Origin of the sequence: Microcoleus sp. Pol12B4 (assembly GCF_036701385.1) — a bacterium.
Classification (GTDB): Bacteria; Cyanobacteriota; Cyanobacteriia; order Cyanobacteriales; family Microcoleaceae; genus Microcoleus.
The window spans coordinates 1-23744 of the sequence record NZ_JAUBQR010000016.1 but is presented as its reverse complement, the minus strand read 5'-3'; the positions used below and the strand labels follow the sequence as shown (position 1 = coordinate 23744).

Annotated in this window: 17 protein-coding genes and 1 tRNA gene; 5 read left to right on the top strand and 13 right to left on the bottom strand. The window is 46.2% G+C overall.

The window, feature by feature from the left end; translation table 11 throughout:
- Positions 1 to 18: 18 nt before the first annotated feature.
- The 3 genes from QUA38_RS04150 to purC form a co-directional block, all read right to left on the bottom strand.
- Positions 19 to 315: a hypothetical protein gene (locus QUA38_RS04150; protein ID WP_333159468.1), complete on the bottom strand. Its 297-nt coding sequence runs from the start codon at positions 313 to 315 to the stop codon at positions 19 to 21.
- Positions 316 to 543: 228 nt separating this feature from the next.
- Positions 544 to 2925, bottom strand: coding sequence for a BamA/TamA family outer membrane protein (locus QUA38_RS04145; RefSeq protein ID WP_333159466.1), 2382 nt, complete (start codon positions 2923 to 2925; stop codon positions 544 to 546).
- Between the two features lie 190 nt (positions 2926 to 3115).
- On the bottom strand, positions 3116 to 3844 hold the full coding sequence (gene purC, locus QUA38_RS04140) for a phosphoribosylaminoimidazolesuccinocarboxamide synthase (RefSeq protein WP_333159464.1): 729 nt from the start codon (positions 3842 to 3844) through the stop codon (positions 3116 to 3118).
- 396 nt (positions 3845 to 4240) lie between these two features.
- Here purC and QUA38_RS04135 point away from each other — a divergent pair, with 396 nt between their 5' ends.
- The 5 genes from QUA38_RS04135 to QUA38_RS04115 all read left to right on the top strand — a co-directional run bounded on the left by QUA38_RS04135 (position 4241) and on the right by QUA38_RS04115 (position 11884).
- The gene (locus QUA38_RS04135) at positions 4241 to 4672 is read left to right on the top strand and encodes a response regulator (protein ID WP_333159462.1); all 432 of its coding nucleotides are present in this window, start codon (positions 4241 to 4243) and stop codon (positions 4670 to 4672) included.
- A 123-nt stretch (positions 4673 to 4795) separates the two neighbouring features.
- Positions 4796 to 8212: a response regulator gene (locus QUA38_RS04130; RefSeq protein ID WP_333159460.1), complete on the top strand. Its 3417-nt coding sequence runs from the start codon at positions 4796 to 4798 to the stop codon at positions 8210 to 8212.
- A gap of 206 nt (positions 8213 to 8418) precedes the next feature.
- Complete coding sequence (locus tag QUA38_RS04125) at positions 8419 to 10746, top strand: DNA phosphorothioation-associated putative methyltransferase (protein ID WP_333159458.1); 2328 nt, start codon at positions 8419 to 8421, stop codon at positions 10744 to 10746.
- Between the two features lie 152 nt (positions 10747 to 10898).
- A complete protein-coding gene (locus tag QUA38_RS04120) occupies positions 10899 to 11483 on the top strand; it encodes an SMI1/KNR4 family protein (protein WP_333159456.1) in 585 nt (194 codons plus the stop codon).
- A 119-nt stretch (positions 11484 to 11602) separates the two neighbouring features.
- Positions 11603 to 11884 carry a BrnT family toxin gene (locus QUA38_RS04115; RefSeq protein ID WP_333159454.1) on the top strand — a complete coding sequence of 94 codons (282 nt, stop codon included), beginning with the start codon at positions 11603 to 11605 and terminating at the stop codon, positions 11882 to 11884.
- Between the two features lie 205 nt (positions 11885 to 12089).
- Here the strand turns inward: QUA38_RS04115 and QUA38_RS04110 are convergent.
- The 10 genes from QUA38_RS04110 to QUA38_RS04070 all read right to left on the bottom strand — a co-directional run bounded on the left by QUA38_RS04110 (position 12090) and on the right by QUA38_RS04070 (position 23598).
- Positions 12090 to 12171 (bottom strand) — tRNA-Leu (locus QUA38_RS04110).
- A gap of 216 nt (positions 12172 to 12387) precedes the next feature.
- Positions 12388 to 13098, bottom strand: a complete 711-nt coding sequence (locus QUA38_RS04105) for a peptidoglycan-binding protein (protein WP_333159452.1) — start codon at positions 13096 to 13098, stop codon at positions 12388 to 12390.
- A gap of 625 nt (positions 13099 to 13723) precedes the next feature.
- The gene (locus tag QUA38_RS04100) at positions 13724 to 16144 is read right to left on the bottom strand and encodes a sucrose synthase (RefSeq protein ID WP_333159450.1); all 2421 of its coding nucleotides are present in this window, start codon (positions 16142 to 16144) and stop codon (positions 13724 to 13726) included.
- 129 nt (positions 16145 to 16273) lie between these two features.
- Positions 16274 to 17797, bottom strand: a complete 1524-nt coding sequence (locus QUA38_RS04095) for a carboxypeptidase M32 (RefSeq protein WP_333159448.1) — start codon at positions 17795 to 17797, stop codon at positions 16274 to 16276.
- Between the two features lie 79 nt (positions 17798 to 17876).
- Positions 17877 to 19079: a tetratricopeptide repeat protein gene (locus QUA38_RS04090; RefSeq protein WP_333159447.1), complete on the bottom strand. Its 1203-nt coding sequence runs from the start codon at positions 19077 to 19079 to the stop codon at positions 17877 to 17879.
- A gap of 381 nt (positions 19080 to 19460) precedes the next feature.
- The gene (locus tag QUA38_RS04085) at positions 19461 to 19802 is read right to left on the bottom strand and encodes a type II toxin-antitoxin system PemK/MazF family toxin (RefSeq protein WP_333159445.1); all 342 of its coding nucleotides are present in this window, start codon (positions 19800 to 19802) and stop codon (positions 19461 to 19463) included.
- Complete coding sequence (locus QUA38_RS04080) at positions 19789 to 20190, bottom strand: type II toxin-antitoxin system Phd/YefM family antitoxin (RefSeq protein ID WP_333159443.1); 402 nt, start codon at positions 20188 to 20190, stop codon at positions 19789 to 19791. The genes QUA38_RS04085 and QUA38_RS04080 overlap by 14 nt, the downstream gene beginning before the upstream one ends.
- A gap of 144 nt (positions 20191 to 20334) precedes the next feature.
- A complete protein-coding gene (locus tag QUA38_RS29260; RefSeq protein WP_445305025.1) occupies positions 20335 to 20481 on the bottom strand; it encodes a TPR end-of-group domain-containing protein in 147 nt (48 codons plus the stop codon).
- Positions 20427 to 22433: a tetratricopeptide repeat protein gene (locus tag QUA38_RS04075; RefSeq protein ID WP_333159441.1), complete on the bottom strand. Its 2007-nt coding sequence runs from the start codon at positions 22431 to 22433 to the stop codon at positions 20427 to 20429. The genes QUA38_RS29260 and QUA38_RS04075 overlap by 55 nt, the downstream gene beginning before the upstream one ends.
- Complete coding sequence (locus QUA38_RS04070; protein ID WP_333159439.1) at positions 22414 to 23598, bottom strand: ATP-binding protein; 1185 nt, start codon at positions 23596 to 23598, stop codon at positions 22414 to 22416. The genes QUA38_RS04075 and QUA38_RS04070 overlap by 20 nt, the downstream gene beginning before the upstream one ends.
- Between the last annotated feature and the right edge of the window lie 146 nt (positions 23599 to 23744).

The following is a 23744-nucleotide window of genomic DNA, read 5'->3' as shown; positions in this document are numbered from 1 at the left end:
TTAACCGTAGTTAACTCCTTAACCACATCCTAAGATGTGCTTAATGCCCTCGACTACAGCCACCACCGCTGCGATATCTAAAATTGCCTGGAAGGGCAATATTATCGACTCGAAGCTAGCTCCAATTGCAAGACCTGCTAGAACCTTTGCTGCTACGATTGAAATAGCTGGCAAGTTAGCTGTAGCAGCAAAGGCTAAAAGTCCCCCCATTAGAGCAATAATTGCGATTAACTCCGGCTGTCCGACAGTACGACAAGAGCTAGTTTCTGCTATTTGAGTAAATGGCAATAACAGCATCGGAAAAAATGGAGTCATATTGGGCTGGTGGTAAGGTTCTCTACGATTGTAACAGCCGCAACAGCGTCACAGTAGTTAACCCGTAGGGTGCGCCGGGCCGCGCACCTTAGACATGATTCGTAGGGTGCGCCGAGGCGCAGCTTAGTAATTACCAATTAGCAATTACCAATTACCAATTACCAATTACCAATTACCCCTTACTCCTCACTAATGACTAATGACTGCTGACTAATGGCTCTTCGTTAATTAGAATCGCTCACCAATCCCAAAGTGAATTTGATTGTCGCCGGTGTCGTTGATACCGTAATCGATCCGGATCGGCCCTAAAGGAGATTGAATCCGCACGCCGAGGCCGTAACCGTAACCGCTACCGGGCTTTTCGCGGATACCGGCCGGGTCGCCCGGGACATCTTTGCCCGTGCCCAAGTCAGTGCCAGCATCCAAAAATAGCGCTCCGCCGATAAACGAAATAATCGGGAAACGGTACTCAACGCTGGCTTCTAAGAAACTGCGACCAGCTCCGAGGTCGCCTTCGGCGTACCCGCGCACCGAGTTGGCGCCGCCCAAGGCAAAGGCTTCGTAGGGAGGCAAATCTCCGAATACCGTGCCGCCTTTCACACTAAATGCCAGCGTTTGAGGGCCGGGGGCAAAGTTAGTGTACTTGACTGGTAGGTACAAGCTGTAGCTCGCCCGGAGGCGGTTTAACAGGATGCTGCCGGAACCTACAGGAATCGATTGTTCCACCCCAAACCTGAGCAGGGAACCGCTAGTGGGGCGGAGGGGGTCGTTGCGTCGATCGCGCACCGCACCTGCTTGCAATGTTGTCAAGTCATCCGAACCCGAATCGCTAAAACTTAACAGGTTGCCGAGTTCGTCCTCGGACTCGCGCCTGCCTTTGCGATCGGTAATTGAGACTCGTTGGTACTGCAAGCCGACTGAAGCTGTCCACTCAGAATCGGCAAAAGGATTGCGCGACAGGGGACGGGTGAAATTGATGCCGGCGCCGGTGCGGACGACGCGAGGTCGATCGTCGTTGGGCAATCTAACTTCCCGTTCGCCACCGTCAAAAATCACGCTGATCGATCGTCTTCTAAACGCATTAATCGTATAAGAAGTCCGGTAAGGGTCGCCCGCAATCCAGGGGTCGGTAAAACTCAGGTCAAACAGCGTTTGGCGTTCCCCGATTTGTACTTCAGCCCCCAATTTCTGGTTCCTACCTCTCAAGTTTTGCTGCTGGTAACTCAGCGTACCGAACAAACCCGTCGCGGAACTCAAACCCGCACCAGCCGCCAGAGAACCGGTATTTTTCTCAATGACGTTGACAATTACCCTTGCCTTGCGGGGGTCAGTCGTTCCCGGTTCCAAGGCAAGTCGCACGTCTTCAAAAATTCCCAAACCAAACACCCGTCTCAAATCTCTTTCCGCCTTGGTACGGTTAAAGATGTCTCCGGGCTTGAGTTCTACTTCGCGGGTGATGACAAACTGACGGGTGTTGCCTCCGATCGGCTGACCCGTGGCATCCGTTGACTCTCCCTCCTTGTTCAGGAAGCGGACATCAACGGATTCGATCTGGCCTTCTGCCACTACCAGGGTGACAGTGCCGTCGTCTGCTACTTGCGGGGCATCAGTGATTTGGCCCAAAACATAGCCGTTGTCTTGATACCACGCATTAATTTTTTTCACTCCCTCTTCAAAGCGACGAAGGTTTAGAATTTTGCCGTATTGATCGCGGAAGCTTTCGTCAATTACGCTTTGGGGCAGCACTTGCTGACCGGTGATTGTCACTCCCCGCAATACCGGATTTGGCTGCACAATAAAAGTCACCCGGACGCCCAACGGTGTGTCTTCCGGTACTGCCCGCACGTTTCTGAAAAAGCCTGTGGCAAAAATGGCGTTGATGTCTTGTTGCAGTTGGCTACGGTTGGTCGTGCGTCCTGGTTGGGTGCTGATGACTCGGTAAATTTCACTTTCCAAGTCTTCTGTCGCCCCCGTGACTGTAACTTCTGCAACTAGCACTTGCGGTTCTGCCGCCCCGGCGGGTGCTGGGGTTTGCCTGGGCTGCGGTGCTGGGCCAGGGGGCAATGGGGGAACGGTGTTAGCCGGCGGTCTGGTCGGGGCCGGTCTGGGGGTAACTTGGGCGTTTTGAGCGATCGTCCCGGATTCCTCTGGTTTCGCTAGCTCTGCTGCGATCCAGGCGGGCGTTACAGCCGCTTCCGATGGGGGGAGCGAGCTGTCCTGTTGCGCGTCTGGCAGGGCGTTTTGGCTGCTAGAGGTGGGGGAGAGGTTGGATGCTAGCTCGGGTTTTAGTTCAAGGATCGGAGGAGAAACCGGGGAGGGCGGCTCTGTGACTAGCCTTGGGGGTTCGCTGTCGCCTTCTCCTCTGGCAGGGGCCGCAGCTATTTTTAGGGCTTCCCCTTTGCTGGTTTTAGCGGCTTTGCGGTTTTGAGGAGGGTTTTGGGTTAATTCTGGAATGGGGCGATCGGGTAATTCGATCGACGGGGCGGGCGGAACGGCAGCCAAAGCTTCCTCTGCTGATTCAGAGTAGGATGTTTGGCCGCTTGCAGAATTTGATAACCCGAATGTTGCTGAGGCAGTAAAAACTGCCACCAATACAGCAGATAAACGCATTTTTGTTCACTTTTTTGGGCAATCCACACACCACATTAGTCATTAGTCATTATTCATTAGTCATAGTCATTAGTTATTAAGTCGGTTGAATCTCGCGCTGACCGCTAATTGATGACTGTTGACCGCTGATTGCTGACATCAAAGGCACAAGGGTGACAAACTGTGCAATTCTAGCGCATTACCAAGGCCTCTAGACTTTCTGAGCGAGAACCCGTTGGAGAACTTGTTGGTAAGCGGTTTCTACCGATCCTAAGTCGCGGCGGAATCGGTCTTTGTCCATCACACGGGCGTCGGGGTCGGCTTCTGCGTTGTCCCAGAGGCGGCAGGTGTCGGGACTGATTTCGTCGGCGAGGATCAGATTTTGATGTTGGTCGATACCGAATTCTAGTTTGAAGTCTACTAGGGTAATGCCGCACTCGGTGAAAAATTCTTTTAGTATTTCGTTAATTTCGCGGGCGGCGATTTCTAGTTGGTCTACTTGTTCGGGGGTGGCTAGCTGCATTAGCAGCAGCCTGTCGCGGGTCAGCAGTGGGTCTCCCAAATCGTCGTTTTTGTAATAAAACTCAACCAGCGGCGGATTGACAATTGTGCCGAGGGCGAGTCCGGTTTGCTTGCAAAGACTGCCGGCGGCAATGTTTCGGACTACGACTTCCAATGGCAAGATTTGGACGCGACAGACTCGCATTTGGTTGGGGGCCGGCGTGTCGATGAAGTGGGTAGGAATGCCTTTGGCTTCTAGCATCCGAAACAGGTGGGCGGATACGGCGCAGTTGATTTCGCCTTTGCCGACGATGCTGCCGCGTTTCTGGGCGTTAAAGGCTGTGGCGTCGTCTTTGAAGTGTGTCAGCAAAATTTCGCTGTCTTCGGTGGAGTAGAGGATTTTGGCTTTGCCTTCGTAGAGTTTGCGATCGGCTGACATGGCGATTAATAATGTAGATGAGTTTTAGATTTTACCGTAGCTCGATCGGGTGTTATTGGCGAGTTTTTGGATCTCCGCTGCACCGCTCATTCTCTGACCAAGAATTTCTTGAGGGTACAAGCCCCCAGATTTATCCGTGGAATCAATCCAAATTCTAAAATCTAAAATCCTCAAGCCCCCGCATTTATCCGTGGGGTCAATCCAAAATCTAAAATCTAAAATCTAAAATCGAATGACGGGCGAGTACGCCTGCAGGTAGATACTGTCATCGGCTCAGGCATAAATGATTCTTGACAAAGGACAATAGAGATTAAACCTGCTGGGTTCGCGATCCGTGCTGACTAAACATCGCCAACGAGACGGGCGCTTAACAAACATCTATAAAATGGCTGATTTATGCAAGACAAAAAAATTCATATTCTATTGGTAGAAGATGATGAGGTTGATGTGATGAACGTCCGGCGAGCTTTCAAAAAAAATAACATCGTCAACCCCCTCTACATTGCTGCCAATGGATTAGAAGCTCTGGCTATATTGCGTGGAGAAGGAAAAATAGAGCCTCCAATGCCTCAAGCCCGCCGGTTGATTTTGCTGGACTTGAATATGCCGAGAATGAGCGGGATCGAGTTTTTGCAAGAATTGCGACTCGATGAATGTTTGAGGTCGATTCCGGTGATCGTTCTCACTACTTCTAATGAAGATAGAGATAAAGTAAAAGCTTATAATTTGAATGTAGCGGGATATATTCTTAAACCTGTTACTTTTTCTAATTTTGTGGAAGTGATGGCTACCCTCAACAGATACTGGATGCTGAGCGAAATTCCCTAACTATAATAGGGAATTTTTAATAAAATTTTTTCAAGGGAGCTTTATGATTTTTCAGCTATGCAGTTATTTTAATTCCTTTTTCTCGACAGCAGCTTTTTCGGAGTAATCCACAATTCGGTTTTTATGGACAAAATTCTCACAATTCTGATAGTTGATGACGATGCAGTTGATCGAATGGCGATCAAACGTTCGCTCAAGTCCGCTGGTGTTTCGGCAGCAGTTACTGAAGCAGAAGACTGCGCGGATGCGCTGGCCAAACTCTCGGTCAACAAAAATTATGCCCAGGCTACCGCTCAACTATCCAAACAAAATAAATCTCAACTTTTAAGCCAGGTTGATGAGATAGAAAATGGGGTGCTATTAAATCAAATATTTGAATGCAAATTTGACTGCGTATTCCTCGACTACGGATTGCCGGACGGAGACGGACTGAGTTTGGTAAAATCTCTACGAGAAGCTGGACTAAAAGTTCCCTTAATTGTGCTCACAGGTCAAGGCGACGAACAAATTGCTGTGGAATTGATGAAGGCAGGAGCTTCTGATTATATCGCTAAAAATAAGCTTTCTCCCAAAAGTTTGTCTCGCAGTTTGTCCAATGCAATGCGCGTTTACCGCGCAGAATTTCAGGCGTTTCATACCAGTCAAAAACTTAAGGAAAGTGAGGAACGATACAGGTTAGTTTTAGAGGGAGTGAACGACGGAATTTGGGATTGGGATTTAAGTAAAAATGAGGTTTATTGGAACGATCGCCTTTTGGAAATTATCGGTTTGTCGCGAGAGCAATTTGGCAGGACAATGGAGGCTCTATACAACCGCCTGCACCCCGATGACAAGGAGGGAATCGTCGCGGCGATCACCGCTCACTTGGAACAAGAAATAGACTATAATGTAGAATTCCGGCTGTTACACTCGAACGGTGCTTACCGCTACTGCACTTCTCAGGGAAAAGCTCAACGTAATTCCCAAGGACAAGCGCTGCGAATGGCTGGCATGATTAGCGACATTACTGAGCGGAAACAGGCGGAAGATGCTCTGGAAAGGGAACGGCAGCAACTGAGACAAATTATTACTTGCGTGCCTGTAGCAATGGCGATGTTCGATACACAAATGCGCTATATGGCTAACTCTAAAAAATGGGTTAGTCAATTTAATTTGGACTTGCCGTCTCTGAATAATTTGAGCCATTACGAATTGTTTCCAGATACGCCGAATCGCTGGAAAGTAATGTACCAACAAGCGCTCACAGGTCAGGTAGTTTCTGTGAGCGAAGATGCCTGGGAACGAGCAGACGGATCTGTTCTGTACCTGCGGTGGGCTGCTCACCCTTGGTACGATCCAGACGAGAAAGTCGGGGGAATTGTGATGGTTGCCGACAAAATTAATGAGTTGGTGGAAGCGCGGGAAACGGCCTTAGAAGCGAGCCGGGTGAAGTCGCAATTCTTGGCGAACATGAGTCACGAAATTCGCACTCCGATGAATGGAGTTTTGGCAATGGCTCAATTGCTGCTGCGCGCTCCTCTGGAACAGAAACAGCGGGACTGTGCTCAGACGATTTACCGCAGTGCTGAACATTTGCTAAATGTTATTAATGATATTCTCGATTTCTCTAAGATTGAAGCTGGAGAAATGCGACTGGATAAGGCTAATTTTGATCTGGATATTTGCTTGGAGTCGGTGATAGAAATCATAGCGCATTTGGCAGAAGAAAAAGGTATTGAATTGAATATTTTAGTGGACAGCTCAGTGCCGAGAAAGTTGGTGGGCGACTCTGGAAGATTGAAGCAAGTTTTGCTGAATTTGACGGGTAATGCCATAAAATTTACGGATAGCGGTCAAGTTCTAGTTCACGTAACTGTGAAACAGGGCAACCGACTTGGAGACGGTAGACAAGGGGCAAGATTGCTATTTTCCGTGCGGGATACTGGCATTGGAATTTCGGCCCAAGGGCAAACAAAGCTGTTCCAATCTTTTTCTCAGGTAGACGATTCTCCGACTCGGCCTTACGGCGGAACGGGTTTGGGTTTGGCTATTTGCAAGCAGTTAGTGGAGATGATGGGAGGCGACATTGGAGTTCGCAGTTTGCTAGGCAGCGGTTCGACTTTTTGGTTTACTGTACCTTTGGAAAAACAGTTGCAAGTTGAGCCTCATGCTCCCGAACTTGCGGGCAAGAAGCTGTTAGTAGTCTCTGGAAGCGCTTTGAGGAGGGCAGCGGTGCGATCGCTCGCTCAAAGTTGGGCGGCCTGCTGCGATGAGGCAGAAACTGCTGCTGAGGCTTTGAGTTGGTTGAAAAATGCCCGGGGCGGGATTTCTCACAATTCGGGGGAGGGGGGAAAAAGCTGGGATGTGGTGCTTGTGGACTTGCAAATGCCGGATTTGGATGCGGAGGAATTTGCGAGGAAAGTGCGATCGACCTCTATAGTTGGCTCGTTAATCGCCATGACTGCTTTACGGGAACAGCCGAAGGCTGAAGCGCTTTGCCGTCAGGGTTTTAACGGATATTTGATCGAGCCAGTGCGGCCAAGCCATCTGCTTGAGGCAATGCTGGCGCTGGTGAAGGGAACGGGAGATTTTGGGAGAGTGGAGGCTGCTAATACTTGCAACTTGCCATTAGTTAATTCTCAATATGTTACTGCCAATTCACCATCATCGCTGAGAATTTTGGTGGCGGAAGACCACCCGATCAATCAACAAGTTCTTGTCGAACAGTTGGCTGTTTTAGGCTATCAGGCTGACTGCGTAGTCAACGGTCAAGAAGCGCTGGAGTTGCTGGCAAAAAAAAGCTATGATTTAGTGCTGATGGACTGTCAAATGCCGGTACTTGATGGTTACAAAACGGCCCAAAAGTTGAGGCAAATCGAAGGAAGCGAGCGGCATACTTTTGTGATGGCTTTAACTGCTCATGCTATGCCGGGGGAACGAGAAAAGTGTCTGGCGGCGGGGATGGACGATTATCTCAGCAAACCTGTAGATTTAGATGCTTTGGCGGCGGCCCTGAAAAAGTATGAAGCCCTAAATGTTCATGGTGAAAATAAGTATGGAGTTAAAAGTATTAATTCGGAAAATAAATCTCCATTAGCAACAAATTATACAGAAGTTGTGGAAAAAGCGCAGGTTGTGGCTGAGCCGACACCCAGGGCGATCGGACTTCAAACTTGGGAACATAGAGACTACGACGGACTGTTCGACAAGAGCAGATTGGAGCAACTCGGACGAGTTAATATTAAATTGCCAGAGCGACTTTTGCAAGCTTTTGTGGCAGACGCCCAAGCTGATATGGCTGCTGCCAAACTAGCTCTAGAAGCTAAAGATTGGCAAGCTGTGGAATATCAAGCCCACCGTCTCAAGGGAACTTCGGCTAATGTGGGAGTTGCTCTGATGTCTGATTTGGCCGCACAATTGGAGCATCAAGCGCGAGGCTTTCAATCTAAACCATCAGAGGTGGAATTGTTAAATATTGAGAGGGTTGAAAACATATTAGTGAGTTTGTCTAGTCATTTAGCCCGGGTGCAAGAATTTGTGGAAACTCGAATGTTTGGTTAATATCTTACTTGCTCGTAGTCGATATTAGTCGGCGATTAAAATCGCCATCACAAAAACGAAGTCTTTCTCTAAAAGACTAATAAATAAAGCGGTATGGTACGGAGTGTGCATCCTAAATATAGAAAATCTAGGAAAATTTTGTTTGTTTCTTCACTCCGTGTCCTCTGCGTTCTCTGCGATTAATTAAAAAAATAATTAATTTAGCTATGAATTACGATACCAGTACAAACACTATTTTAGATAGCGATTCATTAGAAAATGATGAAAAACTGCTAACGCCTTTGATGATGTTTGAGCGGGAAGTTTTATTGTACGAAAACGAGGCGATCTCTGAGCAAGATTATGCAAATACTGTGCCGTACTCGCTCGATGAAATCAATAATTTATGTGTTGACAATCTCCTAGCAAAGGTGGCTCGCTGTTGTCGGGAAAGCAAGGTGGGAAAAAAATTGCCGACGGCTTTTTACGTTCACGTTTCCGCTTTGCAGACACTCAACCCTGTCCTCGGAATCTACGAAAATTGTGCCAGACGCACTCTGGAAAATATTGATGAAGCAACTTTAGTTAAAATTTCACTCCATCAACCTAAAATATCTTATCTTTTTTACCCTGATTTCGATACAGATGCTCATCCTGCTTTGCAAACCAGCATCCAGATTAATCTAGCAACGGGGGAAGTTAAATGTTTTGATTACAGCAACAGCGAAAATCCCCCGGTTTTGCACCGTAAGGAAACTTTTGTAGCTGCGGATTATCCCCATTACGAAAAGTTTTCCCGGCTGACTCGCAGCGAGGAAAAGTGGGGGCTGCTTGACAATACTAGCGTTATCGGCACTCGCGAGGGTTGGCTCAAATACTTGGGATATTGCGGTGTAGAAATCCAAGATCATACTGTTGTCGAGCGTGTGAAGCAGGAGAATAGCGAGCTATCAATTCCTAAGATCGAGCGGCACAAAGCTGCAATGGTACGCAATTCGCTTTCTAAACCTCTGCGTCTGGTTTTAGAAGCTGATTTGGTGAGGGACGGGGCGACTTTTTTTGACTACGGTTGCGGTTACGGCGGGGATGTTAAATATATTGCACAAGAGGGTTATGCTATTTCTGGTTGGGACCCCTACTATCAGCCGGATACTCCGCGAATTTGTGCTGATGTTGTGAATATTGGTTATGTGATTAATGTCATTGAATCTTTGGCGGAACGCCGAGAAGCTTTGCTGAAGGCTTGGGAATTAACTAAGAATTTATTAGTTGTGGCGGCTCAGGTTTTGATTGATGATAGTGATAGAGGCCAAATTGCTTACGGGGATGGGGTGATTACTTCTCGGAATACTTTTCAGAAGTATTACGAACAAGAAGAATTGAAGGTGTATATTGACCAAGTTTTGAGTGTTGATGCAATTCCTGTGGCTTTGGGGATTTATTTTGTGTTTCGGAATGCTGCGGAGGGTGAAAGTTTTCGTGCTTCTCGGTTTCGATCGCACTTATCGACTCCCAGAGTACGATCGCAAGTTAAGCGGTTTGAGGATTATGCGGAAATGCTGGCTCCTTTGATGGCTTTTGTGAGCGATCGGGGTCGCCTTCCTCTTAAAGGCGAATTAGCTGAAGAATCGGTAATTAAAGGGGAATTCCACAGTTTTAATCGCGCTTGGAGGGTGATTTTGCAAGCAACGGATGCGGATGATTGGGAGACAATCGCCGACAAGCGCCGCCAAGATTTGCTGGTATATCTCGCTCTCAACGGTTTGGGCGATCGACCTTCGATGCGCCGACTCCCGGCTCAAATCCGCAACGATATCAAAGGTTTATTTGACAATTATCAAAAAGCTTGCACTTTGGCGGATTTAATGCTATACAGTTTGGGCAAAGCTGATATTGTTGCGGATTGCTGCGAAGATAGTGCGATCGGCTACAAACAGCATGGTTCCCTTTCAGTACACGTCTCTGCATTAGAAGAACTTGATCCTTTGCTGCGACTCTACGAAGGCTGCGCTAACCGCACAATCGGCAGACTAGACGGCGCTACAATTATCAAATTTCACGCTCGCAAACCTCAAATTTCCTATTTATTTTATCCCGATTTTGACACTAACCCGCATCCGGCTCTTCACACTTCTATGCACATAGATTTGCGCGATCTTTCTGTGAGCTATCAAGACTATTCTGATTTGTACAACCCGCCAATTTTAGTTAGAAAAGAAGCTTTTGTTACTGCAAGTTATCCCCATTATGAAAAGTTTGCGAAACTCACCCGCCAAGAAGAAAAGTTAGGAATTCTCGATGGTGGCGCAGTTAAGAAACATCGAGAATGGCTGAAGTGTTTGGAGGAAAATTGCGTTATAATTAAGGACCATAAGTTGTTTTGGCGATCGAATGCTGACCCAGAAAAATTGAAAATGCTGCAAAAAGCTGCGTCGGAACGCCAGCAGAAAAAAACTGAGTTTAATGCAGGAAAGAGTGAACAAACCGCAGAGGGCATAGAGGATGGAAAACAAGATGGACAAAAGGTTCAGATTAAAGCAGTTGATCGTGGTTAGAATGGCTATAATCACCTGAGCGATCGTTAGAGTCAAAAAGTAGCAGGGAAAGAGAGTCAGCACCCCGGTTTAATTTTAGGCGGTTAAAACCGCTATCTCACTTTCCTCTGAGTTCTCCTATAGACTGAGTTTCCAGCTTCGGAGGTTTTCTCATGAAAATAATTTGGGAAAGAATTGATAATTGGCTGGCAGCCAATGCACCTCAAGTGCTCAAAAGTCTCAGACGGGGCGCTAATGATGAGGAGATTTATCGGGCAGAAGCATTCTTTGGTGTAGAGTTTCCCGAAGATTTCAAGCTGTCTTACCGCGTGCATAACGGTCAGGATGAAGAATCTTATTCCCTGTTCCCCAACTTGGAGTTCCTGTCTCTCCAAAGCGCGATCGAAATATCTGAAACATGGCAGGATTGTTCAGACGATAATTTTAGGTGCGATCGTGACAACATTTTTGAAGGAATCTGGAACGGTTGGTGGAACCCGAATTGGATTCCATTCACAAACGAAAGCAATGGTACTTGCGAATGCGTAGATTTAGCTCCAGCAGCAGGCGGAAATGTTGGACAAGTAATTATTGTTGAGTGGCGGGAGGCTACTAGATGGCTTATTGCACCTAGTTTTCGAGTTTATCTGGAAACCTTTGCAGATGCACTAGAACGAGGAGAATATCGGTTTTCTGAGAATGGTTATGGGTTAGTGGATCTAGTTGACTTTGAAATATTGATGCAGAAACACAATTGAAAGACCACAACAAGCAGCACAGGCTGTGGCAGTAGTTTGAAAACCATCGTTTTTTCTGAATAACGCATTGACATTGTAAATACATTTTACCTATACTAGGCAGCCTGAATGTATACTTCGTGCTCAATGGCATTACCTTCGTATGGAACGACTCAAAAGCCCAGATTAATCTCACAAATCATGATGAGGTTACTTTTCAACAAACTGCTGAATCCTTCTTTGACCCATTTCTAGTTGTCGTTGATGCCAGCCGCAATGAGGAAGCGCGTGATGCTGTGATTGGGCTAGATAGTCGCTGGGATCTACTGTATGTGGTTCAGATTGAGCGTGAAGAAAATGTCATTCAGATTATTTCAGCACGTAAAGCAACTCGTCAGGAGAGGGCAGAGTATGAAGGTTGAAGCATTAAAGCAGCGATTAGATCGAAACCATCGACTGACTAGGGTGACGATCCGTATGCCCGAAGATGTTGTGGAAGATCTAAAGAAAGTGGCAGCATTTGTCAAGTGTCAAATTATTTGTCCGCGTTGACAGATTGCTGTCCGTTTGACAAATTATTTGACACTCGACACTTGAAACTATTGATGTACAAAGCGTTGAGAGTAGTGCGGATAAAAGGACTTGAACCTTCACTCCTTTCGGAACCAGAACCTAAATCTGGCGCGTCTGCCAATTTCGCCATATCCGCATTTTGAGATTTAAATACTATAGCACACAACAGAGCGATCGGTCAATCGATTTTAGATTTTAGATTTTTGATTGAAGAGGGCGACCCACTGATAAATCTGCAGGCTGATGACTTCATTGCTCGATCGCTCAACATTGAGAAACCCGGTCATTTTTGGACACCGGGTTCAATCATGAGTTATCGCCACAGCAATTTTCCGTATTTTTCACTTGTCACTTACTTTTGGCCGAGCGATTTCCAGGTTGTTTCGTCCACCATGCCGTTCGCCATCAAACCTTTAAATCTCTGAAAGTTCTTGACAGCCGTAGCAGTGCGAGCGCCAAAAATACCGTCGATCGGACCCGGATCGTAACCCTGTATTTCCAAACGCACCTGTAGCGTCTTCACCTTGGAACCGACAGCGCCTTTATTTAGAAGAGTTGGAGGATTGCCGGGAACAGCAGCATTGCTCAGAATTGGAGCATTGCTCTGCACAGTTTCAGAAGCTGATGCCGGATCTGCTGCTAAAGCTGTCCAAGTTTCTTTATCCACAATACCATCTGCGTTCAAACCCTTAGACTCCTGAAAGGCACGAACCGCCGATGTAGTGCGAGAGCCATAGGTACCGTCGATCGTCCCTACCTTGAAACTGTGTACCTGCAACCGTTGCTGTATGGCTGCAACTTCTGGCCCGTCAGCTCCCGCCGAGATAGTTTTTTCCTTTTTCACTGGCGCCTGCTCGCCCGCGTAAAAAGGTTTGTTAAACATATTTCCTTGGGACTTTCCCTCAGGCGATGCTGACGCACCCGGATCGGCGGGAGCCGTAAAGTCTCTGCGGTACTGTTCCTGCACCAAGGGTTCGGAATCGAAAGCAGCAGTGGCTTTTCGGGTTAAGCCGGGAGCGAGCAGAGCAATCAAGCTGAAAATCGTAACAGTCGTCACACGCATAAATTTCATCCTGTTAGTGAGGTTTGACAAGGTTTCGCTGTTTTCATGTTTCTAAATCTAATTGTATTACCCGGACAGCTTTCTGAAACATATAACAAAAGGAAGAAGGAACAAGACCATTTCACTTCGCGATCGGGTAACAAGAAGTCCCAGAGAAGGGGTAATAGACCGCATTGGTTTGGACCATTAAGAAAGTTAAACCTTCTGGCGCGGTTGCTATATCTGCCCCGGTCTCTAGAATTTCGGCAATGGGGACACCAGCACTCAGAAGTTGTGAGTTGGAAGTTACGTGTTTGAAGTAGGGGCAAGTTCCCACTCTTCCTAATAAACCCGGTTGATTCCGAGATGTTTCGTGACCAAAGTCCATATTTTCGTATAAACCACGTATATTAGCCTCAGTCTTATGGTACAAAACCTACCGTCATTCACAAATCTTTACAGGTGGATTTTGTACAAAGTTTATCTATGAAAGGCGAAGTTTTTTCCTTCTATCTCCCCGTAATACCAATTTCGGTTGTATCGGAATTATTAAACCCCTATTGACGCAAAGGATACATAGAAAGAGAAGAGAGAAATTAATAATTCCGATGCCAACAGATTTGATATAAAAAGCAAAACTCGGCCGTTATCGGTTCGCGTGTTCTGCCAATAAAGCCTTCGCTTTCGGCTTGTAAATCAGATAAAACAGCGATTCTATGTAGCGAAGCATATCTTCGCGGTTTTCCTTGGACGAGTAGTTCCAAAAACCGTAAGTCCGCGCCAGAGTCAGCAGCTTGGTAGTATGAATTTTCCAGGTATAGGTGCTGTAAACTCGGTCAATTCCTCGCGTTGAAATTTCATACCAATAGTTGGGATTGTGTTCGCATTTCGATAAAAAATCTAGAAGTTTTTGGGCAGTCTCCTGGTGGTTGGTCGGGTTGATATAAAACCCATTTACGCCATCTTGAATAATTTCCAGCGGACCGCCAAACTGCGTCCCGAAAGTGGGAATACCCGTAATCATTGCTTCGAGAATTGTCAAGCCGAAAGCTTCAAATAATGCTGGCTGAACAAATATACCTTGGGCGTCGGCAATTACCCGGTAGATTTCGCCGGACAGGCTTTTGGAAAGCCTCACTCCCAACCAGCGAATTTTACCGTGAAGGTTGTATTGGTCGATAATTGCGTAGAGTTTTTTAATTTCTTCTGCTTCTTCGTAGTCTTCGGTTTCTTCGACCCGCAGCTTGCCAGCTACTAGAATTAAGTTGCATTTTTCTTGCAGTTCCTGGCTTTTTCCAAACAATTCTGCTAAGCCTGTCAGGTTTTTAATGCGATCGAGCCGGGCCATCGAAAATAAAGGCCGCTTGTGCGGGTCGTCGAGTTTTCCAAAGACTTGTTCGGGGTCTTCTAGAGTAAATAGCAATTCGTTGAGCCGATCGCGATCGCCTTGCACCCGGTCTTCGATCCGCGTGTAGGGAAAGTACACACTTTCGTTAACTCCCGGCGGCACGACGTTGAATTTAGGGCTGAACAGTTCAATCCCGTTCACAACGTGATATAAATCCGGCATCGTAAAACAATGGTAAGATTCGTACTGACCGACACTATCGGGTTGGCCCACAATTTCTTGATAGGTGCTGCTGACAATACAATTAGCTGCATTCATGGCAATTATATCGGCCGTAAATTGCAGCGAAAAATGGTATTTCTCCTCTGATTCTTGCCAGTATAGATTGCTGAACAAATATTTGGATTTTTCCAGAGCATGGGCAATATTGCACTGAGTAACTTTTAGTTTGCGAGACAGCAAAAAGGCTACCAAGTTGCCGTCGGAATAATTGCCGACAATTAAATCTGGCTTGCCCTGAAACTCAGCTAACAGTTCTTTTTCTGAATCGATCGCATAAGTTTCCAAATAAGGCCAAATCTCGAATCTAGAAATCCAATTTTGAGTCAGTTTGGGATTGAAATCCCGGAAAGGAACCCGCAAAATCCAAGCATTTTCTGTACCGTGAACTTTTTCCAAACGTTCGTTGCAGCGCGTGCCGTCACTGTTAGGAATTAACCGGGTGAGAATAATTACTTTAGGTTTGACTCCTAAACTATCGAGACCTGCAAGATGAATGTCTTCTTGCAGTTGTTTCTCTAAACTCTTGGCTTGATCGAGGACATAAACTACCTGACCTCCCGTATCCGGTCGCCCCAAAACTCCTTCTTGGCCAAACCAGCCGTGAGGAGAAACTAGGACGATTTTGAAAATCATCGGGATGCGAGAAATAAATGCTTCTAGGGTTTGCGGATCGGGGGAATCAATTAATTCGTCAAGAATTCCTAGGGTTTCATGCACGCGGGTGGCAGTATTTCCCCAACCTGCCTCGAAACCCATCATTTGCAGAACCAATCGAAATCTCTCGTAGGGTTCTTCTTCAGAAAGATCGCCGACAAAGGTGAGGGCTTTTTTGACTTGTTCGGAAAGTTGTTCTTGGGATTTTATGCGATCGTTAATTAGTAATTGTACGCCGTTGTAGCGGTGGAGACCCAAGAAATTAAATAGATTTTCCTGCCACTGTCTGGGGTCTTGAAACAGTTTGCTGGACAGGTATCGGTTGAGGAATTGCACTCCCTTACCGATGTTTTTGGGGTCGCGAATTGTGGGGGAATAATCGTAAAAAGGGCCGAAATCTAGTTCGAGAATGTCGCCTTCTTGGGGGTGAAAGTGGTTGACGAAGCGATCGCGCACGTCGAGCAATTCTTGCACTGTCATCTGCTCAACAGTCAAGTCGTCTGCAACTCGCACTATTTCCATACTAGCAATTTTTGGTCGCAGCAGGACGCAAAAGCTGCCATCTTCAAGAATAATTTCCTGAACGTAGTAAATCAGTTTGCTTAAAAGAGAAGATTGATGGAACTGTTCCGGCTTTTCGTATTTGGTGCAGTAGGCGGCAAAAGCGTTAACTATGTCGTTTCGGAGTAAATATTTGTTTCCCAAAGCGCGTAAATCGCTGACAAACTGACGCAAGTCGGTTTTTTCGTCGCTGGCTATCACAGCCTGAAAGAGTTCAGACATAAATACTCCCTTATTTAAGACTTTTGATTTCCGCTGTAGAATTAGGCGATACTCAAACAGTATCGCCCTTTTTTTTAAGCGGCTACTTTTTTTGTAATTTTAAAGTCTGCAAAGTGAAGTTGCTATCCCTCAAATGACATAAAACTCCCCGTATTTGTGGCGAATGTAGCGGATAAATGGATCGATAGTTAAAGGTGAACCTGTAACGCGATCGATCAATTCGACAGCGGTGTATTTACGGCCGTGCTGGTAGATGTTTTGTTTTAGCCAGTCGTGGAGTACGGTAAAATTGCCTTGTTCTATTTCTACGGGAATTTCAGGATTGTTTTTTACTGCTGTTTCGTAGAATTGAGCGCTCATCAAGTTGCCGAGGGTGTAACCTTGGAACATTCCGCCGATCGTACCAACATACCAGTGAACATCTTGCATCGCGCCTTCGCTGTCGGTGGCGGGGACAACGCCGAGGTCGGTTCTATAACGTTCGTTCCAGGCTTCGGGGAGGTCTCGGACTGCGAGTTTTCCCTCTACCATTGCCAATTCTAGGTCAAAGCGGATGGCGACGTGGAGGTTGTAGGTTACTTCGTCGGCGTCGGTGCGGATGAGTGATCGCGAGACTTTGTTAATTGCCCGGTAAAATGCGTCAGTGGATACGTGTCCCAACTGTCGCAAAAATACGCCTTGGAGTTGCGGGTAGAAACATTCCCAAAAACCGCGACTGCGCCCGACCAAATTTTCCCAAAGTCGCGACTGACTTTCGTGCACGCCGGAGGAAATGCCACCTGCAAGCAGCGTGCCCTCAAATTCCGGGGAATTTCCGAGTTCGTAGAGGGCGTGTCCGGCTTCGTGGATGCTGCTGAAGAGTGCTTGATCCAAGTGGTCTTCATAGACGCGGGTGGTAATTCGCACGTCGTCTATGGAGAAGTTGGTCATGAACGGGTGCAGGGTGGTGTCTTGCCGTCCCCGTTGGAAGTCAAACCCCATGCGTTCTACAACTTTGCGAGTGAATTCTAGTTGCTGGGATTCTGGAAAGTCTTGGTGCAAGCAGGAGTCGTCGGCGGGAGGTTGGGAGGTGATGGCTTCGACTATCGGCACTAATTCTTGACGCAGTTGGGCGAAAAGCGGGCGCAGCAGGGATACTTTCATGCCGTAGTCGCTACGATCGATCAAAGGATCGGCGATGTGTTCGTATCCGGGGAAAAACTCGGCGTATTGCCTGCTTAATTCTAGGGTTTTTTCTAGGTACGGCTCAACCGCTGCGAAGTTGTTGGCTGCCCTGGCCGCAGCCCAAGCTTCGTAGCTGTCGGCTTGGTGGCGGCAGAGTGCGGACATGAAGGTTGCGGGGACTCTGGCGGCGCGATCGTAGTCTCTGCGGGCTATGCGGATCAGGCTGGCTGCGGTGGAGTCGTAGGGGAGGGTTTGTTCGTAGAAACGCAAGTCTTCTAGGAGTTCACCTATTTTTGGATCTGTAAATTTTTCGTGGGATATTTGTTTGAGAGTAGCCAACTGGCGGCCTCTGGCAGTTGCACCTTTGGAGGGCATATAAGTTGATTGATCCCAATGCAGCAACGACGAGGCTGATTCGATGTCGGTAACTTCTCTGAGATGGGCTGCCAGTTGAGCGAATTTTGCTTGAGTTTTGTCTAGGGTTTGCATGATTGGGGTTTATGGTGCTGTTTTGCCTACAAAGGTTGCAGTGCGGCATCCGTATCCATCAATCATAGCTACCCTGAAATCAAGCTAAAAACCGCACTTCTTCCCGTATTGTATGCAATTTAGAGTCATTTTTGCATAATTTCCGGTATTTTGGCGGATTGAGTTCGATCGCCTTTGATAAGTTTTCGATCGCCAGCCGAATGCTGGTGGCTACAAGTTCCTGGCTGTTTGTGAGCTCGCCTGCTTCTTTTTCCAGGGCGTAAAGGCAAGCTTTTTGATAGTACAGGTTTGGATCGTCGGGTGTGAGTGCGATGATTTTATCGTAGGAGGCCATCGCTTCGGTAAATCGTTGAATTTTTTTGAGGGCTATAGCCCGGTTGTACCAGGCTTCGGTGTTGTCTGACTGCAACTCTACGGTTTTGTCCCAAGAGGCGACTGCTTCTTCAAAGCGTTGTAAGTTGGCGAAGGCTAAGCCGCGGTTGTAAAAGGTTTCGCTGTCGTTTGGGTTGAGTGCGAGGGCTTTGTCCCAGGATGCGATCGCTTCTTCAAATTGTCCCATTTGTGCGATCGCCCTGCCGCGTTTGTTCCAGGCTTCGGCGGAATTCGGCCGCAGTTGCAGGGTTTTGTCGTAGGAGGCGACGGCTTCCGGGTATAGTTTTTCATCGGCTAGGGCTAAGCCGCGGTTGTACCAGGCTTGATGCAAATCTGGTTTGAGTTCGATCGCTTTGTCGTAGGAGGCGATCGCGGCTGTATTTTGGTCTGATTTTCTGAGGGCAAATGCTTTGTTGTACCAAGCTTCGCAGTAGTCTGGTTTGATGGCGATGGCTTTGTCGTAGGAGTCGATCGCTTCTGATAATTTCTCTAAGCTGACGAGGGTGTTGCCGCGGTTCGTCCAAGCTTCGGGGTAGCTGGGGTTGAGTTCGAGCGCCTTTTCGTAGGATGCGATCGCTTCTGAGAGTCTGTTGAGCTTCCGCAAAACGTTGGCCCGATTATACCACGCTTCGGGATTGTTTGGTTTGATTTGTAGGGATTTGTTGTAGGCTGCGATCGCTTCTTCTAGCTGGCCCAATTTTTTGAGGGCTACGCCTTGGTTGTACCACGCTTCATAAAATTTTGGTTCGAGTGCGATCGCTTGTTCCCAGGATTTGATCGCAGCTTGGAATCGTCCCATTGCTTCTAGGGCGTTGCCGCGTTCGTACAATGTTTGAGCCTTTTGGGTGTTGACTGCTATGGATTTTTCCCCTGAGTCGATCGGCTTTTCTATGCTGGCTAATTTTTGCAAGGGGTTTCACCTCATTTTCTATCTAATTGATTCTTTTCTTTTTTATATGCGATCTTTTTTGCTTTTGAGTGCTTTTGATCGCGACTATTTGGTTATTTATGGCAATTTTACAGGATTTTTGGGACTTTTTCAATTTTTTTCATTATAATTTTAGAGCTGGCATTTGTAAGTATAGGTAAGTATAGATTAATACTAATTTTTTATAGGGCTGCGTAGAAAAGAGGAAAGGGCGATCGTACTGAGGTGTGACAAACCTCACCCAATATTTAACAGGACTTACACATCAACCCTATTAATAGTGCATTGCGGCCCTTATTGCTACGGGTAGTGTAAAAATTTAAAAGTTGCATAAGTCCTGATATAAGTTTCACCTATCGGCGATCACTGACTTAGCAAATTGTAAAGCTTTTCAGCAACTTGAGCCTGTGTATCTGATGATAATTCACCTAACTCACGCTGAACAACCACTGTAGAAACAGTTACCAGTTGATGCAGCCTGATAGTAGATGGCACCCGCAGCCCCGAAGCCTGAAAGTCGGGATGAGAAGCTTCTAATACGATATCTGTTTCCAGTAGATTTGTGGGCAAGCGACTTGTAATATAAGCAAGAATAACATGGCGTCGCGTTCCCAAAGGGTTAGTCAAACAAGCTGCTGGACGCAGTTTGTTAGCCGATAAATCATCATAGGGAAACGGTACTAGGAAAATCTTACCCTTGGTCATGGAATGGTTTACCGTCAGCTATGGTATAAATGTCTTCTTCTGGGTCTAGGATCGAACCAAAATCCGGCTCGATTGCTACTGTTTTAATCCATTCAGGGTCGTGGAAGGGCACGCCATCAGCTAAAGTGTAGATATCTTCTGCTGAGTCTTTCAGAGAATCAAAAGCTGGATTGCGGATCGCAGCTTTTAGCGATTCATATTCTTCTAGTTTTGCTTTGTTAATTAGGGCAGCTTCTAGGGCTTCCAGTCGCTTCAGGTCTGTATAAGTAATGATAGCAGCGATCGCTCTTCCTTCCTGTTCTATGACAATTCGTTCTCCAGTATCCTCGACACGGGCGATGAGTTCGGGAAATCTGTCATTGGTTACGGTTACATTTAGTTGAGTCATCTTTTACCTCGCTACTAATTCTTATATCATATCGTGTCCGCTAGCTTCGGTTGAAAAGTGTTTTTGATGCTGTTGGGGCGGGTTTTACCAACAATTGCCGAAAACTGACAATCTTATAAACCCGCCCCGCCCAAGGGCAAATCCCTATTCTTGAATCAAGGCTTGAAACCTAGTATCCGATCGCAGGTTGTCAAAATCCGAGTCAGTTTTTGCCATTTCTCGGTATTTGTCAGGGTTCAGATTGATGCCTTGCTGCCACTTCTGAATCGCTTGGTCAATTTGACTACGCAACGCATAACAGCAAGCTTTATTATAAAACGCAGATGTCTAATACTATACCCGGCAAAGTTACCGCCGGGTTTGATTTTTAAGGCTTTGTCATAGGAGGCGATGGCTTCTTCTAATAAGCCTAAATAAAATAACCAGGCAAAGTTATCGCCTGGTTTGATTTCTAAGGCTTTGTCATAAGAGGCAATGGCTTCTTCTAATAAGCCTAAATTACATAGTGCATGGCCCCGAAGGTACCAGAAAACGTGTAAATATGGTTTGATTTCTAAGGCTTTGTCGTAGGAGGCGATGGCTTCTTCTAATAAGCCTAAATTACATAGTGCATGGCCCCGAATGTACCAGACAAGCTGTTGTAAATCTGGTTTGATTTCTAAGGCTTTGTCGTAGGAGGCGCTCGCTTCTTCCAATTTTCCTAAATTATCCAGTGTATGGCCCCGATTGAACCAGCCTTGGTGTAAATCTGGTTGGATTTCTAGGGCTTTGTCGAAGGAGACGATCGCTTCTTCCAATTTTCCTAAATTATCCAGTGCCCTGCCCCGATTGAACCAGCCTTGGTGTAAATCTGGTTTTATTTCTAAGGCTTTGTCGAAGGAGGTGATCGCTTCTTCCAATCTTCCTAGATTACCCAGTACAATGCCCCGATTGTTCCAGGCTTCGTCATCATCTGGTTTGAATTCTAAGGCTTTGCCGTAGGAGGCTATCGCTTCTTCCAATCTTCCTAAATTATCCAGTGCAATGGCCCGATTTTTCCAAGCAAAGTCATCATCGGGTTTGAATTCTAAAACTTTGTCCAAGGATGCTATCGCTTCTTCCAATCTTCCTAAATTACCCAGTTCACAGCCCCGATTGTTCCAGGCTTCCTGTAAATCTGGTTGGATTTCTAAGGCTTTGTCGTAGGAGGCGATTGCTTCTTCCCATCGTCCTAAATTACCCAGGCTTTTGCCTCTATTGAACGAGGCTTTGTATGAATCTGGTTTGATTTCTAAGGCTTTGTCGTAGGAAGATATCGCTTCTTCCAATCTTCCTAAATCATCCAGTGTATGGCCCCGATTATACCAGGCTTGGTATGAATCTGGTTTGATTTCTAAGGCTTTGTCATAGGAGGCTATCGCTTCTTCCCATCTTTCTAAATTAGCCAGTGCAATGCCGCGATAGTACCAGGCTTCGTCATAATCTGGTTTGAATTCTAAGGCTTTGTCGAAGGAGGCTATCGCCTTTGTATATTCTTCAGCATAGCCATACAATAAACCTTGTTCATAAAACAATTCTGCTTGTTGTTCGGGTGTTTGCCCATCCTCATCAATTAAAGATTGAATCCTCACCAATTCCCGTTTTCTTTCTTGGAAAGTCAAAGCTAGATAATCTTCTCGCTTCCCTCTTTCGGAACAAGCCTGCCTTGATTCTAGTTGCAGCAGTTCTTTATCCATCGACAACTTAAATAAACTCGAGCGCCAATCAAAGAAATCCGGGGCCCGCTGGATCAAATAATTCACTGCAAAACGAGGCAAAATAAACACAAAACAAATCTTAAAACCATCTCTAAACCTTTCCCGCTGCTGGTTTAAATTAATTAAAACCGACGGCACACCCCGCCAACTATAAGAATAAATATCCTTGCTTTCCCATCCGATGTCTTTTTTTTCTTTCTCATATTCATAAAGTGAATATTCTAAGCCTTTCACAAACAGAATATTAATTGCATCTCGGTCTGGCAAATCTTCAATTATCTTATAAAAATTATAAACCGACTCATCCAGCGGCAACACTTCAATCTTTTTCTGCGGCACATCTGCTTGAACTTTCGCAATCAAGCGTTCACCTTCCGCAGGTGAACACTCAACAAACAACAACCGGAAACCATTTGTCCGTTTGAGGGTGCGTACCAGAGTTTGATATTCTTCCTCTGGTTCTGCTTCGGGTAAATCGGCATCCCAATCAATTATTTCTGCTGTCATGGATCAATTTTGCAAGACAATCTTTAAATTGCTTGATTCCTTTAATCAGCGGGTGAATATCATACCAAGGCTGCATTTCTCCTGCTTCATCATAGTATCGGTATTCCAAAATACAGCGGCTAAACAATAAATTACGGTGCTGTTCATCGTTCAGTATGCGCTGAGTTTTGGAGACTTGCGCTAAAATTTGCCATTCGCCTTCTTCAGGAGTTCTGCGGTACACATCCCGCGCTTGAGTAATTGCCCTTTGCGCTGCTTTTGCAGTAATTGGCAAATCCTCGGTGCGAGTTATTGCTTCTTGCATCATCAACAGCAAATTTCTGACGTGACCCCCACTCATCAAACACAGACGTTCTAGAGTTTCTCCACTGTCAAACAATCCTGTTTCTAAAAATTGATTCGGATTGACTTGTTTTACCCGCTTTTCAATCAACTCTTTGATTTTAGCAAGTCCCGCTTCGTTGGTGCTGCCGTCAGGATTCTGCACCATAATCATCGGCAACACTTGCGGGTCGTTATAATTATTGATTAACTCAGTAGCGCGGTTAGAATACACCATAGAAATCGGTATGGTGTAAATGACATGGCAATCTAAAGCTTTGAGTTGTTCAGTGCGGTCTAAAAAGATTTCGTCGAGATTGCTGCGTTTCCCGTCCTGGGAAAACGGCACAATTCGGTCTAAATTATCGGCAATTACTGCGAGTTGCGAAGATTTATCCGGCAAGTTTTTTTTAGCATCGCCAATAAACTCATTCAGCGCATCAATCAGCGTCGTGGTGTGGGGATTAATTTTATCTCGAATTTTTTGGCGCAGACTCGGTACGGTTCTGACATTCGCCGTCAGTTTGGCAAACTGAGCAATTTGCGACTCTAAGCTCAAGGTTTCAAAAGACACTTCGGTTAGGGCTAAATCTTTCAAATCTTCCCACCTATCTCGCATCCAATCGCGTAAAGGTTTAGAGTTGGCATCTCTGAGCTCTTCTAACAAATGTCTGGTGCAAGCTAGCAAAATATCAGTATATTCAGTATCTTCGGGATTAATATCTTGCTCGTCAGCCGCGAAATAGACGACAAAGCAGCCTTGATTTTGCAAATATTCCTGAAGTCGCAGCAATTCTGTTGACTTTCCCGCACCGCGATGTCCAGCATACAACTGACAAGTCATTCGCTGCGATAGCTTAATCTTTCTGCCCAAATCTTCGATACAGCGGATTCCGCTGTAATGAGGTACAACAAAATATCATTGTTGTAGTCAAACCTAATGAAAGCGTATTCTCTCGATCTCCGGCAAAAAATAGTGAAGGCTCATTT